The sequence below is a fragment of the Anaerococcus hydrogenalis genome (assembly GCF_002871895.1).
Lineage (GTDB): Bacteria > Bacillota > Clostridia > Tissierellales > Peptoniphilaceae > Anaerococcus > Anaerococcus hydrogenalis.
In genome coordinates, this window is the sequence record NZ_PNHP01000001.1 from 139,779 (window position 1) to 154,187 (window position 14,409).

Annotated in this window: 10 protein-coding genes; 5 read left to right on the plus strand and 5 right to left on the minus strand. The window is 29.2% G+C overall.

Annotated features, from left to right (window positions below):
• Window positions 1–10 precede the first annotated feature (10 nt).
• Genes CJ192_RS00660 through CJ192_RS00680 form a run of 5 tightly spaced genes read right to left on the minus strand, consistent with a single transcriptional unit; the run spans window position 11 to window position 6,485 of the window.
• A complete protein-coding gene (locus tag CJ192_RS00660; protein WP_102197378.1) occupies window positions 11–1,453 on the minus strand; it encodes a sucrose-6-phosphate hydrolase in 1,443 nt (480 codons plus the stop codon).
• Entirely contained in the window at window positions 1,453–2,862 is a 1,410-nt protein-coding gene (locus CJ192_RS00665) for a sucrose-specific PTS transporter subunit IIBC (RefSeq protein WP_102197379.1), read from the minus strand. Before CJ192_RS00665 ends, CJ192_RS00660 begins: the two co-directional genes overlap by 1 nt.
• 8 nt (window positions 2,863–2,870) lie before the next feature.
• The gene (locus CJ192_RS00670; RefSeq protein ID WP_102197380.1) at window positions 2,871–4,055 is read right to left on the minus strand and encodes a GspE/PulE family protein; all 1,185 of its coding nucleotides are present in this window, start codon (window positions 4,053–4,055) and stop codon (window positions 2,871–2,873) included.
• Window positions 4,055–5,584 carry a YifB family Mg chelatase-like AAA ATPase gene (locus CJ192_RS00675; RefSeq protein WP_004817154.1) on the minus strand — a complete coding sequence of 510 codons (1,530 nt, stop codon included), beginning with the start codon at window positions 5,582–5,584 and terminating at the stop codon, window positions 4,055–4,057. Before CJ192_RS00675 ends, CJ192_RS00670 begins: the two co-directional genes overlap by 1 nt.
• Window position 5,585: 1 nt before the next feature.
• Window positions 5,586–6,485, minus strand: coding sequence for an RluA family pseudouridine synthase (locus CJ192_RS00680; RefSeq protein ID WP_102197381.1), 900 nt, complete (start codon window positions 6,483–6,485; stop codon window positions 5,586–5,588).
• Between the two features lie 123 nt (window positions 6,486–6,608).
• Here CJ192_RS00680 and CJ192_RS00685 point away from each other — a divergent pair, with 123 nt between their 5' ends.
• Genes CJ192_RS00685 through CJ192_RS00705 form a run of 5 tightly spaced genes read left to right on the plus strand, consistent with a single transcriptional unit; the run spans window position 6,609 to window position 14,333 of the window.
• On the plus strand, window positions 6,609–7,313 hold the full coding sequence (locus CJ192_RS00685; RefSeq protein WP_102197382.1) for an undecaprenyl pyrophosphate synthase: 705 nt from the start codon (window positions 6,609–6,611) through the stop codon (window positions 7,311–7,313).
• On the plus strand, window positions 7,300–8,076 hold the full coding sequence (locus tag CJ192_RS00690) for a phosphatidate cytidylyltransferase (protein ID WP_102197383.1): 777 nt from the start codon (window positions 7,300–7,302) through the stop codon (window positions 8,074–8,076). Before CJ192_RS00685 ends, CJ192_RS00690 begins: the two co-directional genes overlap by 14 nt.
• Before the next feature lie 9 nt (window positions 8,077–8,085).
• Complete coding sequence (locus tag CJ192_RS00695) at window positions 8,086–9,099, plus strand: M50 family metallopeptidase (protein WP_102197384.1); 1,014 nt, start codon at window positions 8,086–8,088, stop codon at window positions 9,097–9,099.
• Between the two features lie 10 nt (window positions 9,100–9,109).
• Entirely contained in the window at window positions 9,110–10,168 is a 1,059-nt protein-coding gene (ispG, locus tag CJ192_RS00700; RefSeq protein ID WP_102197385.1) for a flavodoxin-dependent (E)-4-hydroxy-3-methylbut-2-enyl-diphosphate synthase, read from the plus strand.
• Window positions 10,149–14,333: a PolC-type DNA polymerase III gene (locus tag CJ192_RS00705; RefSeq protein ID WP_102197386.1), complete on the plus strand. Its 4,185-nt coding sequence runs from the start codon at window positions 10,149–10,151 to the stop codon at window positions 14,331–14,333. The genes ispG and CJ192_RS00705 overlap by 20 nt, the downstream gene beginning before the upstream one ends.
• The last annotated feature ends 76 nt before the right edge of the window (window positions 14,334–14,409 follow it).

The following is a 14,409-nucleotide window of genomic DNA, read 5'->3' on the forward strand; positions in this document are numbered from 1 at the left end:
CTCCGATTTTTTACATATTTAAAGAAAAATTATCTATATAGGATTTTTTTAATGTATAAATTTGTGTATTTTCCTTTGAAAGACCTTTTATGTATAGGTCTTTTTCTTTATTTTTTGGAAAAACTTTTGAAGTGAGGGCATATTCTCCTTGGTTTATAAAAATTTCAATTGTAGACTTGTCTACGTAAATTTTCATAGATTTTAAATCTACATCGGAAATTTTTCTTTCAAAGCCAAAATCTTGAGAAATTTTATTTTCTAATTTTGACCTATCTATTTTAAATTCTTTTTTATTTTTGTCATAAGAAATAATAAATCCACCATTTTTTTCTTGGGAATAGACTTTTATTTGTAAAGAATTTTCTATATTATCAAGAGAAATTTCTAAAGGTTCAATACTTTTTACTATTTTATTAAATTCAATTTTTTCTAACCTTAAATCATCTATATTTTTTACAGGATTTATAAAAAGTTTATTGTATTTTATTTTAAGCTCACGTACTAGAGAAAGATTTCCAGAAAATTCCTTGTCATTTGGATAAATTGTATCAGGAAGCCCAATCCAGCCGATTAAGTAAGATTTTTCCGTATTGCTAAAGCTTTGAGCTGCATAAAAGTCAAACCCCCTATCAAGTTCTATAAATTCACTTTCAGGATAAAATATTTTATTTTCAATATCCAACTTTCCGATTATATATCCGTTTTGGTAAATATTATTGAAAAATTCTCCACATGCTTTCATTCCTTGGGGAGAAAATAATAATACATCTTTTTCGTCAACCTTTAAAATATCTGGACATTCCCACATGTAGGCCTTGTTATCAAAATCCTTAATTTCAAGCTCTCCAAAAAATTCCCAATCTTTATTTATATTCTTTGACCTATAAATTAAAATACATCCACAATCATTTTTATCTCTTGCACCAAGTGTTAAATAATAGAATTCATTTTTCTTAAAAATTCTAGGGTCTCTTTGATCTTCTTTATAATTTTTATTTGGAGAAATTATTACTTTCTCATCAATAATTTTTCCATTCTCGTACTTTCCTAAAACTGTGTTTGGAATCCTATTTTCATTTTCATCTTTTTGATTTCCACTATAAACTATATAAACATCATCATTTTCTACAAAGGCTGACCCAGAATAAGCTCCTCTGTTTTTATAAATTTTATCAGGTTTTAAGAAAAGTCCTATATTTTTAAAGTTAATTAAATCAGGACTTTGAACCTCATACCAATGTTTTAGACCATGGATTCCTTTAAAAGGATACCATTGGTAAAAAATATGAAATTTATTTTCTTTAAAAAAAAGTCCATTTGGATCATTTAAAAGTCCAGTTAAGGGACTAATATGAAAATAGTCCCTGTAAACTGAATCTTTAAGTGAAGAATGAAGATTTTTTAATTCTTTTTCATCATCTTTTTTTATTAATCTTTTTTTATCATCAATCATTACTTATCCTTTAACATTGAATCAGAAAATCCAAACATATAGGTTAAGATAAATGACACAGATCCACCAATTAAAAGCATGATTAAATACATTAAAATATTATCTAAATATAAAAGTGTACCTGGTAAAACAGTAACTGACATTCCTGTACCTGATAATTTAAAAATTGATGCGAAAAATCCACCAGCGGCTCCACCAATCATGGCACAAATAAATGGTTTTACAAATCTTAAATTTACACCAAAGATTGCAGGCTCTGTTATTCCAAGTGTTGCAGAAAAAGCAGATGGAAGGGCAATTTGTTTTAATTTTTTATCTTTTGTTTTAATTCCTACAGCAAGACTTGCTCCAGCTTGGGCAACAGTTGCTGCTGATAAGATTGCATTAAAAGCATTTCTTCCGGTATTTGCTAATAATTGTACTTCCAAGAAATTAAAAATGTGGTGAATTCCTGTAACTACTATTAATTGATGGAAACCTCCAATAATAATTCCAGCAAGGCCAAATGGAAGTCCCAAAACCCATTCAGTTGCGTACAAAACTATATTTTCTAAGGAATGGAAAACTGGTCCAATTCCAAATAGGGATAAAATTGACATAATCATTAAGGTTAAAAATGGTGTAAATAATAAATCCAAAGAATCAGGCATGAAAGATCTGATTTTCTTTTCTAAATTAGCACCAATTAAACCAGAAATAAAGGCTGGTAAAACTGTTCCTTGATATCCAACAACTGGAATAAATCCAAACATAATTATAGGTTTAACATCTCCACTTGCAATTTGGTAAGCATTTGGTAGGGCAGGATTTACAAGCATCAATCCCAAAACAATTCCTAAAACTGGGCTTCCTCCAAAAACTTTAAATGTTGACCAACATACTAAGGCTGGTAAAAATGCAAAAGCAGTATCTGTTAAAATTTGTGTCCATGTCAAAAAGTTTTGACTAATATCTTCTGGACTTAGGCCAAAAAGTCCTAATATTTCTGGTTGAGTAATTAGTCCCCTTAGTCCCATAAATAAACCAGTTGCTACTAAAACTGGAATTATTGGAACAAAAACATCTCCAAATGTCCTAATCGCTCTTTGAAAGGCATTTTTATTTGTATCTTTCTTTTTAAATGAAGTATCTTTATTTTCTTCATTACCAGGTAAAGATTCTGTATTTTTTAAAATTTTATCTGCTTGTTCATAAACCTTATTTACAGTTCCTGTCCCAAAAACCATTTGATATTGACCAGAATTAAAAAATGCTCCCTTCATTCCGTCAATATTTTCTATGGCTTTCTCATCGATTTTGTCCTTATCTTTAACTTCAACCCTAAGTCTTGTCGCACAATGGGCAATTGACTTAATATTATCAGCACCAATTGCATTTATTACTTCTTGGGCTACTTTTTTGTGATCCATATTTCCTCCTAATTAAAATAATAAATTGAATCTAAAACTTCCTCTAAACTTGTGATTCCTTCCAGAACTTTTTTTATCCCATTATAAGTCATAGACCTAAAATTCTTTTTCTTATTTAATAAATCCAAATCATTTTTGCTAAAATTTTTATTTTCGAAAAAAAGCTCCTTATAATCTTGGTCAAAATCTACTATCTCTTCAACCGCCTCCCTTCCTAAATACCCATCGTGACATTTATCACAAGTTGATGGCTCATAAATATAAGTGTCTTCATCTATATCGAAATAATTTTTAATAAAATTATATTCTTTGTTTGAAATTTTTCTTTTTTTCTTGCATGAGCAAAGTTTTCTAACTAGTCTTTGGCTTGCTAGAGTATTTACAGCTTGTCTAATAAGATAATCTTCAACTCCTAAATCACGAAGCCTATTTATTGAGGCAAAACTATTATTGGTATGAAGGGTTGTCAAAACTAAATGACCAGTAATTGAAGCTCTTATAGCCATTTTTGCTGTTTCATTATCTCTAATTTCTCCAAGCATAATAATATCTGGATCTTGCCTTAAAATTGACCTTAGAGCATTTTGAAAACTTAGACCAATTTTTTCATTGACTGTTATTTGATTTATGCCCAAGATATTTATCTCTACAGGATCTTCAATACTAATAATATTACTTTTTTCATCGTTTAATTTATTTAATAAGGAATAAAGGGAAGTAGATTTTCCAGAACCGGTTGGGCCTGAAAAAATTATCATGCCCGATTTATTTTTAATAGCTTTTTGTAAAATCTCCTTTGATCTATCAGAAAAACCCAATAAATTTTGAGACTTTTTAAAATTTTCTATGGAAAGAATTCTTAAAACCAATTTTTCACCAACAACTGTATTTAAAGTTGATATTCTAAAATCTATATGAGGAAATTTTTCTAATTTTAAATATCCATCTTGGGGTCTTCTTTTTTCTGATATATCAAGTTTTGAAGATAATTTTATCCTTGTCAAAAGTTTAATATAAGAAGGATAATCCATCTCGGTGATATTTCTAAGTTTTCCGTCAATTCTAAATCTGATTCTTGAAAAATTTTTATCCATAGGCTCAAGGTGGATGTCACTAGCGTTTAAAGTTAGAGCTTTTGTAACAAGATTATTAATATATAAGTCAATGTTGGAATTTATCAAATTATTATCCATCACACACTCCAATATTTATCATCCAAAGACCTATATCTTATAGCCTCTAATAAATGTTTAGGCTCTATATTTTCACTATTTTCAAGGTCTGCAATTGTTCTACTCATTTTTATAATTTTATTGTAAGATCTTACAGAAAAGTTATATTTATCAAAAGCTTTTTGCCCAAGAGCCTTTACATTTTTATCAAGTTTTATATATTTTTTCATAAGCCTTGTCGATAAGGCTCCATTGGTAGAAATTTCTTCATCTTCATATCTTTTATTTTGAATTTCTCTTGCTCTTTGAACCTCATCTTTCATTTCTTTTGATGATTTTGTTTTTATATTATCATCCAAATCTTTATACTTTACAGGTTTTATTTCTATGTGAATATCAATCCTATCTAAAATTGGAGAAGATAATTTTGATAAATACCTCCTAATTTCATTTTGAGAGCAGGTACATTCCTTCAAAGGATTTCCATAATTTCCACATGGACAAGGATTCATAGCAGCAATTAAAATAAAATCTGCTGGATATTTTATGCTAGCCATTGATCTTGAAATATTTATCTCCTTATTTTCCAAGGGCTCTCTCAAAGCTTCTATGGTTTTTTTGGAAAATTCTGGAAATTCATCTAAAAACAAAACTCCCTTGTGGGCAAGGGTAATCTCTCCTGCCTTTGGAATATTTGCTCCTCCTCCAATCAAAGAAACTTCGCTTGCCGAATGGTGGGGAGACCTGAAAGGTCTATTATTTATTAATTTTCCACTTTCAAGAAGTCCCATTACTGAATAAATTTTTGTAACCTCAACTTTTTCTTCAAAATCCATATCTGGTAAGATTGAAGGCAAATGTTTAGCAGAAAAAGTTTTTCCACTTCCAGGTGGACCAATCATCAATAAGTTATGACCGCCGGCTGCTGCAATTTGTAGGGCTCTTTTTAAGGAATCTTGACCCTTTATGTCAGAAAAATCATAAGGATATGTAATATTTTCGCTTATATTTGATAATTTTATTTTATAGGGAGATTTTTTTGTATTTTCATTAAGAAATGAAACTAATTCTTCCAAATTTATAAATGGAAAAATATTACAATCTTTAATTATTGCACATTCATCCTTATTAGAATCTGAAATTATAAAATTTTTAAAGCCCTTTTCTCTCATAGAAATTACCATGGCGAGGGCACCTTTTACTGGTACAATTCTCCCATCTAGGGATAGTTCTCCTATAAAAATAAAATCATCTTTTGAATTTTCAATCACTCCCATACTTTTTAAAAGAGAAATAGCAATTGGTAAATCAAGCTGGGTTCCTTCTTTTTTTATATCAGCAGGGGATAAATTTATGGTAATTCTTCCTTGGGGAAATTTAAAACCAGAATTAATTAGGGCAACTCTAATCCTGTCTTTGGATTCTTTTATAGCTGAATCGGGAAGGCCAACTATATTAAATGCTGGCATCCCTGATGTTATATCAGATTCAACTTCGATTGCCTTTCCATCAAGGCCCAAAAGAGTGACTGTATTTGTTTTTGAATACATTTTATTCTCCTAATCCTAAAACTTTTTGATATTTTTTAAAATCTTCATGAACATCAGCTTCAAATTCTCTATAAACTCCATCTTTATCGGTAAATCCCAATTTGTGACAATGAAGTAGTTGGTGGTCAAGATTAAATTTATGTTTAACATTTCCATAAACTGGATCTCCGAGAAGGGGATGGTTAATATGGGTCATGTGGACTCTTATTTGGTGAGTTCTTCCTGTAAGAATTTTTATTTTTACAAGGGAATAACCATCATTTTCACTTAAAACTTCATATTTACTTATAGCATCCCTTCCACTATTTCTCACTGCCATTTTTCTTCTGTTATTGGGGTCTCTGTCCATAAAGGTATGAATTTCTCCAGATTTTTTTTTGAAAATTCCATTACAAATTGCTAAATATTCTTTGTCAATTTTTCTTGTTTCAAAAAGATTTTTTAAAAATTTGTAAGATGAATTACTTTTTGCAATTACCATAAGGCCTGTTGTATCCTTATCAAGCCTGTGGACAATGCCTGGTCTGTCATCGCCTCCTATATGGGATAAATTATTGTAGCCAAAATGATATAAAAGTCCATTTACCAAAGTTCCACTTACTATTGATCCTGCAGGATGGACAATTACATTTTCATCCTTATCAATAATTGCATAGTCTTCATTTTCATAAACAATTTTTAAATCCATTTTTTCAGCTTCAATTTTTGCCCTTTCAAATAAGTCATCTGAAATCTCAATATCATCTTCCAAAATTAATTTATAGGAAGGTTTTATTTTTTTATTATTTACTTTTATTTTTTTATCCTTGATAAAATCTTTTATTTTTTCTCTAGGAATTTCTTCAAAAATATCAGATAAATATTTATCAAGTCTTATTTCTTTATTTGCTTTAATATTCATATTTAAATTATAGCATTTGAAAAAGATATATACAAAATGTAAAAATATTTGTAGATAGCTTTTTTATTTCAATATCTTGACTTGTGGTATAATCTTATAGAGATTATTTTAGAAGGAAGGCTTATGAAAGAAAAAGAATTAAACCACCTTGCTATTATTCTTGATGGAAATGGTAGGTGGGCAAAAAATAAAAATATGCCAAGATCTATGGGACACAAGGAAGGTTCTGAAAATGTAGTTGATATTGCCCTTTATGCAAAGGAAAAAGGTATAAAATATTTAACACTTTACGCATTTTCTACAGAAAATTGGAAAAGACCAAAGATTGAAGTCAATTATTTGATGAAATTATTGGCAAAATTTATAAAAGATAAGACAAAATTACTTATGGAAAATGAAGTAAAATTAAATATAATTGGAGATATATCAAAACTTCCAGAAAAAACAATGAGTGCTTGTCTTGATGTTTGTGAACTAACAAAAAACAATGACCAACTTGTTTTGAATATGGCCATAAATTATGGTGGCCGTAGTGAAATTGTTAAAGCTTTTAAGGATATGGCAAAAGATGGTATAGATTTTGAAAAAATTGACGAAGATGATATTTCAAACTATCTTTATACAAAAAATATGCCAGATCCAGATCTTTTAATTAGAACAGGAGGAGATCTTAGAATTTCTAATTTTTTGATTTATCAAATGGCTTATACAGAATATTATTTTACTGATGTTTTATGGCCTGATTTTTCCAAAAAAGATTTGGATAAGGCTGTTGACTCTTTTTATGGAAGAGATAGAAGGTATGGTGGATTAAATGAACCTAGCTAAAAGATTATTTGGTGGAAGTCTTATTTTAATTGTCCTAATCTTAATTACTTATTTTGGAAGACCTACATTTGCTATTGGTTTTACAATCTTTTCAAGTATTGCTTGTATTGAGCTAATTAGGGCCTTAAGAAATATTTCCTACAATGTTCCAAAAAGATTTGCCCTTGTTGTAAATGCCTTTTTGATGTTTAATGCATATTTTGGTGAGGATAAAATATTTATTATTGGAATTGTTACTATATTAATTTCAATTTTTGTATTTATGATCTTTAATAAGAAATTTCAAATGCAAGACTTTTTTGCCTTGTTATTTGTCATAACTTATATTTCAATTTTTATGTCAAATGCTGTAATGATTGTTGATAAGAGATATTTATACATGCTTTATATTATAGCATGGGGATCAGATACTTTTGCCTATCTTACAGGAGTTAGCATTGGAAAACACAAGATAAAATCTTTAGAAGAAATTTCTCCTAATAAAACCATAGAAGGATTTGTTGGGGGAGTTTGTGGTGCAGTTTTATTGAATTTGATTTATGTAAACTTTTCAGGTCTTGATAAAAATATTATTATTGTAATAATTTTCACTGTAATTTCTGCTATTTTATCAGAAACTGGAGATTTGGTTGCATCATTTATAAAAAGAAAATGCGGTATTAAAGACTATGGGGACTTAATTCCTGGACACGGAGGAATTTTGGATAGGTTTGATTCAATATTATTTATTAGTCCTTGTATGTTTTTATTTACAATTATATAAAGGAGAAAGATGAAGTCAGTTATTATATCTATAATAATGTTCTTATTTTTGATTTTAATTCATGAATTTGGACATTTTATTGTTGCAAAAAAAAGTGGAATAAAGGTAAATGAATTTGCCATAGGTATGGGTCCTAAAATTTTTTCAAAACAAAAGGGTGAAACCTTGTACTCTATAAACTTATTTCCTATTGGTGGATATTGTGCTATGGAAGGCGAAGATGATGAAAGTGATGATGAAAGATCATTTGACAAGGCACCTGCCTACAAAAGATTTTTAACAATTCTTGCAGGACCTTTGACAAATTTGATTTTTGCAGGGCTTTTATTTGCTTTGGTAGCATTTAATACAGGAAAACCATCAAAGATAGTTGGAGAATTTACTGAAAATTCACCAATTAAAAGTCAAGGATTTAAGGTTAATGATGAAATTTTAAAAATTAATAATAAAGAGATAAAAGAATTTTCAGATATTTCAAAAAGTTTGGAAGATTTTTATAAAAATCACAATAAAAACGATGAAATTTCCCTTACGGTTAAAAGAAATAATAAGGAAGTTGAAAAAAATGTGAGGGTAAAATTTGAAGGAAAAAGGCCTATACTTGGTTTTATTCCAAAAAATCAAAAGGTAGGATTTTTTGAAGCAATTGTGATTGGAATTAAACAAGTAGGCTCTATGATTTCTATGATGGTCCTTGTTTTAAAAAGTTTATTTACAGGCCAGTTAGGTTTTTCAGCCCTTTCAGGTCCTGTTGGTGTTGTAAAAGAAATGGGAAGGCAAGCAAATCTTGGAATTATGAACCTGATTTTCTTTTTGGGCTATATTAGTGTAAATTTAGGATTTTTCAACCTACTTCCAATACCTGCCCTTGATGGTTCAAAGATTTTCACATCATTATTTGAAATGATTACAAAAAAAAGAGTGAACAAAAAAATTGAAGAGAAATTTACAATTGGAGGATTTATTATCTTATTGGGATTAATCCTTTTAGTTACAATTAAAGATTTAATTAATTTATTTTAAGGAGTAAAAATTGAAAAAAACTAGAAAAGTATATGTAGGAGATGTAGCCATAGGAGGAGGATCTCCTATTTCTATCCAATCAATGACAACAAAAGAAACAAAAAATATTAAAGAAGTTGTAAAACAAATTAACGATTTTGAAAAGGCAGGCTGTGATATTTCAAGATCTGCCATAAATTCTCTTGAAGATGCAAGGGCAATTTCTGAAATCAAAAAAAGAACAAATCTTCCTTTTGTAGCAGACATACAATTTGATTATAAGCTTGCCATATCTGCCGTTGAAAATGGCTGTGATTGTCTAAGAATAAATCCAGGAAATATTGGTGGGGCTGATAAGGTTAAGATTTTAGTTGAAAAATGTAAGGAGAAAAATATTCCTATAAGAATTGGAGTAAACTCAGGATCTGTTCATAAGGATATGATTGAAAAATATCATGGAGTAAATGTAGATAGCCTAGTTTATTCTGCCCTTGAAGAAGTAAAAGTTTTAGAAGATTTGGACTTTCACGACATTGTTATTTCAATTAAATCATCAGATGTTAATACTATGATTGATGTAAATAGAAAAATTTCATCTCTTTGCGATTATCCACTTCATTTGGGAGTTACAGAAGCAGGACCTCTTTATCAAGCCTTGGTAAAATCATCAATAGGAATGGGATCACTTTTAAAAGATGGAATTGGTGATACAATAAGGGTTTCAATAACTGGAGATCCTCTTCAAGAAGTAAAAGCTGGAAAAACTATTTTAAAATCTTTGGGACTTAGACGTGATGGAATTGATTTGGTTTCATGCCCAACTTGCTCAAGAACAAGCGTAAATTTAGATGAAATTGTAAATGAGGCAAGTGATAGGCTTGATAAGTTAAATTTAAATTTAAAAGTTGCCATAATGGGATGCCCTGTTAATGGACCAGGTGAAGCAAAAGAAGCAGATTATGGAATTGCTTGTGCCAAAGGGTACGGATTTTTATTTAAAAAAGGCATTACTATAAAAAAAGTAAAACAAGAAGAAATAGTAGACAGTCTAATTGAAGAAATTTTGAAAGATGAGAAAAATGAAAATTAGTCTAAAATCACTCATAGATACAGACAAAGATTACTATATAAAAAATGCTATATATTCAAAAAAATTAAATAAATTAAAATTAATAATTGTAGGAAAAAAAGAAAAAGAAATTGAAGAAAAATTAGAAAAATTTTTTTCCTATGTAAATTTAGCTTTAAAATACGAAGATATAATAAAAAAAGAAGAAAAAGTAAATCCAATTGAAGAATTTTATGAAAATCAACCTCTTCCAGATTTTTATGAAACAGGATATGAAGACCAAGTAGAAGAAATTGTAGATGAAAAAAAAGATAAAGCTAAAGAAGATAAAGAAAACAAAGATATTTTTGATCTGCCAAATATTGAAAATAAAAAAGAAGAGAATACAAAAGATGACAAGCCATCAAGTCTTAGAGATTTAAAAAAACTAGAGCTTGAAAATATGATTCAAAATGCTAGAAATAACAAAAAAGAATCAGATAAAAAAGAGAAAAATCCCTCAGAAATTTTAAAATATGGAAGAAATATAAAGGCTGATGAATTTAAAATTGAAGAAATTTATGATAAAAAGGGAATGAATTTATCACTAAAGGGTGAAATTTTTGGAATAGATATTTTTGAATCAAAAAGAGGAAATTTTATCTATTCTTTTGACCTTGAAGATGAAACGGATGCCATAGCTTGTAAGATGTTTGTTCAACCAAGAAATAAGGAAAAACTTGATAAGTTAAAAGAAAATATGGTTGTAAAAGTTCAAGGTGTTTTAAATTATGATGGTTACTCTCACGAAGATGTATTTACAGTAAATTCTATGGAAGAATGTGAGAAAAAAGAGAGACTTGACACATATCCTAAAAAAAGGGTTGAACTTGAAATTCATACAAAAATGACCAACCTTGATGGCTTTGTTGATATGGATGAGCTTGCTAAAAGATTGAAAACTTGGGGTCATACAGCTTGTGGAATTACAGATACAGAAACTCTTCAAGCCCTTCCGGATATGTATGATAAACTTGGAAAAAATGACATAAAAATGCTAGCAGGGGCAGAGCTCTTGTTAGTTGATAAAAATTTAAGAATTTTAACCAATAATTACAATAAAAAAATAAATGACATAAGTGATTTAAAAGATCAAAGATTTATTGTCTTCGATTTGGAAACAACAGGTCTTTATAAATATTCTGATAAAATAACAGAAATTGGTGCTGTTAAGGTTGAAAATGGGGAAATTACAGAAGTTTTTAATGAGCTTGTAAATCCTGAAAAAATGATTCCTGAAAAAGTTGTTGAACTTACTGGAATTACAAATGAAATGGTTATGGATAAGCCAAAAATTGATGAGATTTTGCCAAAATTTTTGGAATTTTCAAAAGATGCTTATTTTGTAGGACAAAATACAGACTTTGATATTGGTTTTATAAAAGAAGCTTGTGACAATTTATCCTACCAATTTGAACCTGTTTATTTGGATACCTTGCCAATGGCAAGGGCAGTTTTTCCATCTATGGGAAGATTTTCTTTAGATAAACTTGCAAAAAAATTAGCAGTTGGACCATTTAACCACCACAGGGCGAGCGATGATGCTATGACTACTGCAAAAGTCTTTATAAAATTATTTGAAAAAATTAAGGATAAAAATAAGGATTTAAGTCTTTCTAAAATTAATTCTATAAAGACAAAATGGCCTATTTCCCGTCACGAAAATTTCTCATCAATAATTTTTGCTAAAAATTATCAGGGCCTTAAAAATCTGTATAAAATAATTTCAGATTCTAGGATGAAATATTTTAATTTGGAAGCAAAAACACCTTTTGATTTGGTAAGTGAAAATAAAGAGGGCCTTATAATTGGGTCTGGGGGCAAAGATGGGCTCTTATTTAAGGCCATAAGAGATGACTACTCCGAAGAAAAAATAGATGAAATCTGTGAATTTTTTGATTTTTTCCAAATAGAGGCACTGGGTGTATTTGCAGATGATTTAGAAAATGGGTCTATAAGAAATAAAGAGCAAATTATTGAAATAAATAAAAAAATCATTGAGCTTGGAAAAAAACATAATAAATTGGTTGTGGCAACAGGTTCTGTAAGATATATGGAAAAGAAAGATTATGTTCTTAGAAATATTCTTCACAAGGGACAATTTTTCCATTACAGGGAAAATAATCCTCTTTATTATTTAAAAACAACTAATGAGATGCTTGATGAATTTTATTATCTAGACGATCAAACAAAAATGGAAGTTGTAATTGATAATACCATAAAAATTTCTGATCAAATTAAAAGTATTATGCCAATTCCTCATGAGACTTTTCCACCAAAAATTGAAGGATCTGATAAGAGATTAAAAGATACAACTTATGAAAAGGCAATATCAATTTATGGAGATCCTCTTCCTCAGCTTGTAAAAACCAGACTTGATAAGGAACTTGATTCTATAATTTCAAATGGTTACGCTGTCTTATATATAATTGCAAAAGAGCTTGTAGAAAAATCAAATAGGGATGGATACTTGGTTGGATCAAGAGGTTCTGTTGGTTCATCTTTTGCAGCAACCATGGCAAATATTACAGAAGTAAATCCGCTAGCCCCTCATTATATTTGTCCTAATTGTAAACATTCAGAATTTATAACTGATGGATCTATTGGAGCTGGAATAGATTTGCCAGATAAAACTTGTCCAAAATGTGGGACAGAGATGAATAAGGACGGTCATGATATTCCATTTGAAGTTTTCTTGGGTTTTGAAGGAGATAAGGAACCTGATATAGATTTAAATTTTGCAGGTGAATACCAACCAACAATTCACAAATATACTGAAGAATTATTTGGTGAAGGAAAAGTTTTTAGGGCAGGAACTATTGGAACTATAAAAGACAATACTGCTTTTGGTTATATTAAAAAATATATGGAAGATAATGAGCTCACATTAAGTAATGCACAAATTCGAAAATATCAAAGGGGACTTTTTGATGTAAAAAGGACAACTGGCCAACACCCAGGTGGACTAATGATAGTTCCAAATGATAAGGAAATTTATGATTTTTCCCCTGTTCAATATCCAGCAGATGATGGAAAAGATGATATAAAAACAACACACTTTACCTACAATATGATGCACGGAGTAATTTTAAAACTGGATTTATTGGGCCATGATGTACCTACAATTATTAGAAGTCTTCAAGATTTAACAAATACAGATCCTTTGAAACTTCAAATGGATGATGAAAATGTAATGAATATTTTCTCTTCAACCAAACCCCTAAATATAAAATATGATTTTTCAAATAATGAAATAGGAACTTTGGGAATTCCTGAATTTGGTACATCTTTTGTAAGGGGAATGTTAAAGGATACTTTTCCAACTAAATTTTCAGAAATGACAAGAATTTCTGGACTTTCACATGGTACTGACGTGTGGTTAAATAATGCCCAAGACTTGGTAAAGTCAAAGACAGCAGGTTTTGACCAAATAATTTCAACCCGTGATGATATTATGAATTCACTAATTAATCTTGGACTTGATAAGAAAAAATCTTTCCAAATAATGGAAAAAGTTAGGAAGGGAAAAGAACTTTCTGAAGAAACTTTAAACTATATGAGAGAAAATAAGGTTCCAGATTGGTATATCGATTCATGTCTTAAAATAAAATATCTTTTCCCAAAAGCCCATGCCGTTGCTTATTGTTTGATGAGCTATAGGATTGCCTACTACAAGGTTTATTATCCAAAAGCATTTTATGCAACATATTTTTCAACAAAACTAAATGATTTTCAATATTCAGTTATTGTAAAAGGATTAAAATCAATCCAATATGCTTTAAATGAAATTAATCAATTGGAAAAACCAACTCAAAGGGAAAAAAACCTTAGGTCCTTGTTGGAAGTTGCTGAAGAGATGGCTGCAAGAGATATTAAAATAAAAAAAGCAGACTTATATAAGTCAGAGGCTGTTAAATTTATTTTGGATGAAGACGGGGAAATTTTACCACCCCTTTCTGCAGTTGATGATGTGTCAGAAGCTATGGCAAAAGATGTGGTAGAAGAAAGGGAAAAAGCAAAATTTATTTCTATTGAAGATTTGAAAAAAAGAACTTCATTAAATAAAAATGCCCTAAATTCTTTGAAGAATTTAGATATAATAAATAATTTGCAAGAAGAAAATCAAATGTCTTTGTTTGATTTGTAAATTAAAACTCTAATAGGGATTAAATCTTTATTAGAGTTTTTTTATTTTACTTTTTGAGAAAATAAAAAATGCATAT

Bases quoted from the DNA above. Each gene is read 5' to 3' on its own strand.
- CJ192_RS00680 (WP_102197381.1), bottom strand. From the start codon at position 6,485: ATGAATATTAAAGCAAATAAAGAAATAAGACTTGATAAATATTTATCT.
- CJ192_RS00690 (WP_102197383.1), top strand. From the start codon at position 7,300: ATGAACCTAGCTAAAAGATTATTTGGTGGAAGTCTTATTTTAATTGTC.
- CJ192_RS00670 (WP_102197380.1), bottom strand. From the start codon at position 4,055: ATGGATAATAATTTGATAAATTCCAACATTGACTTATATATTAATAAT.
- CJ192_RS00705 (WP_102197386.1), top strand. From the start codon at position 10,149: ATGAGAAAAATGAAAATTAGTCTAAAATCACTCATAGATACAGACAAA.
- CJ192_RS00660 (WP_102197378.1), bottom strand. From the start codon at position 1,453: ATGATTGATGATAAAAAAAGATTAATAAAAAAAGATGATGAAAAAGAA.
- CJ192_RS00685 (WP_102197382.1), top strand. From the start codon at position 6,609: ATGAAAGAAAAAGAATTAAACCACCTTGCTATTATTCTTGATGGAAAT.
- CJ192_RS00695 (WP_102197384.1), top strand. From the start codon at position 8,086: ATGAAGTCAGTTATTATATCTATAATAATGTTCTTATTTTTGATTTTA.
- CJ192_RS00675 (WP_004817154.1), bottom strand. From the start codon at position 5,584: ATGTATTCAAAAACAAATACAGTCACTCTTTTGGGCCTTGATGGAAAG.
- CJ192_RS00665 (WP_102197379.1), bottom strand. From the start codon at position 2,862: ATGGATCACAAAAAAGTAGCCCAAGAAGTAATAAATGCAATTGGTGCT.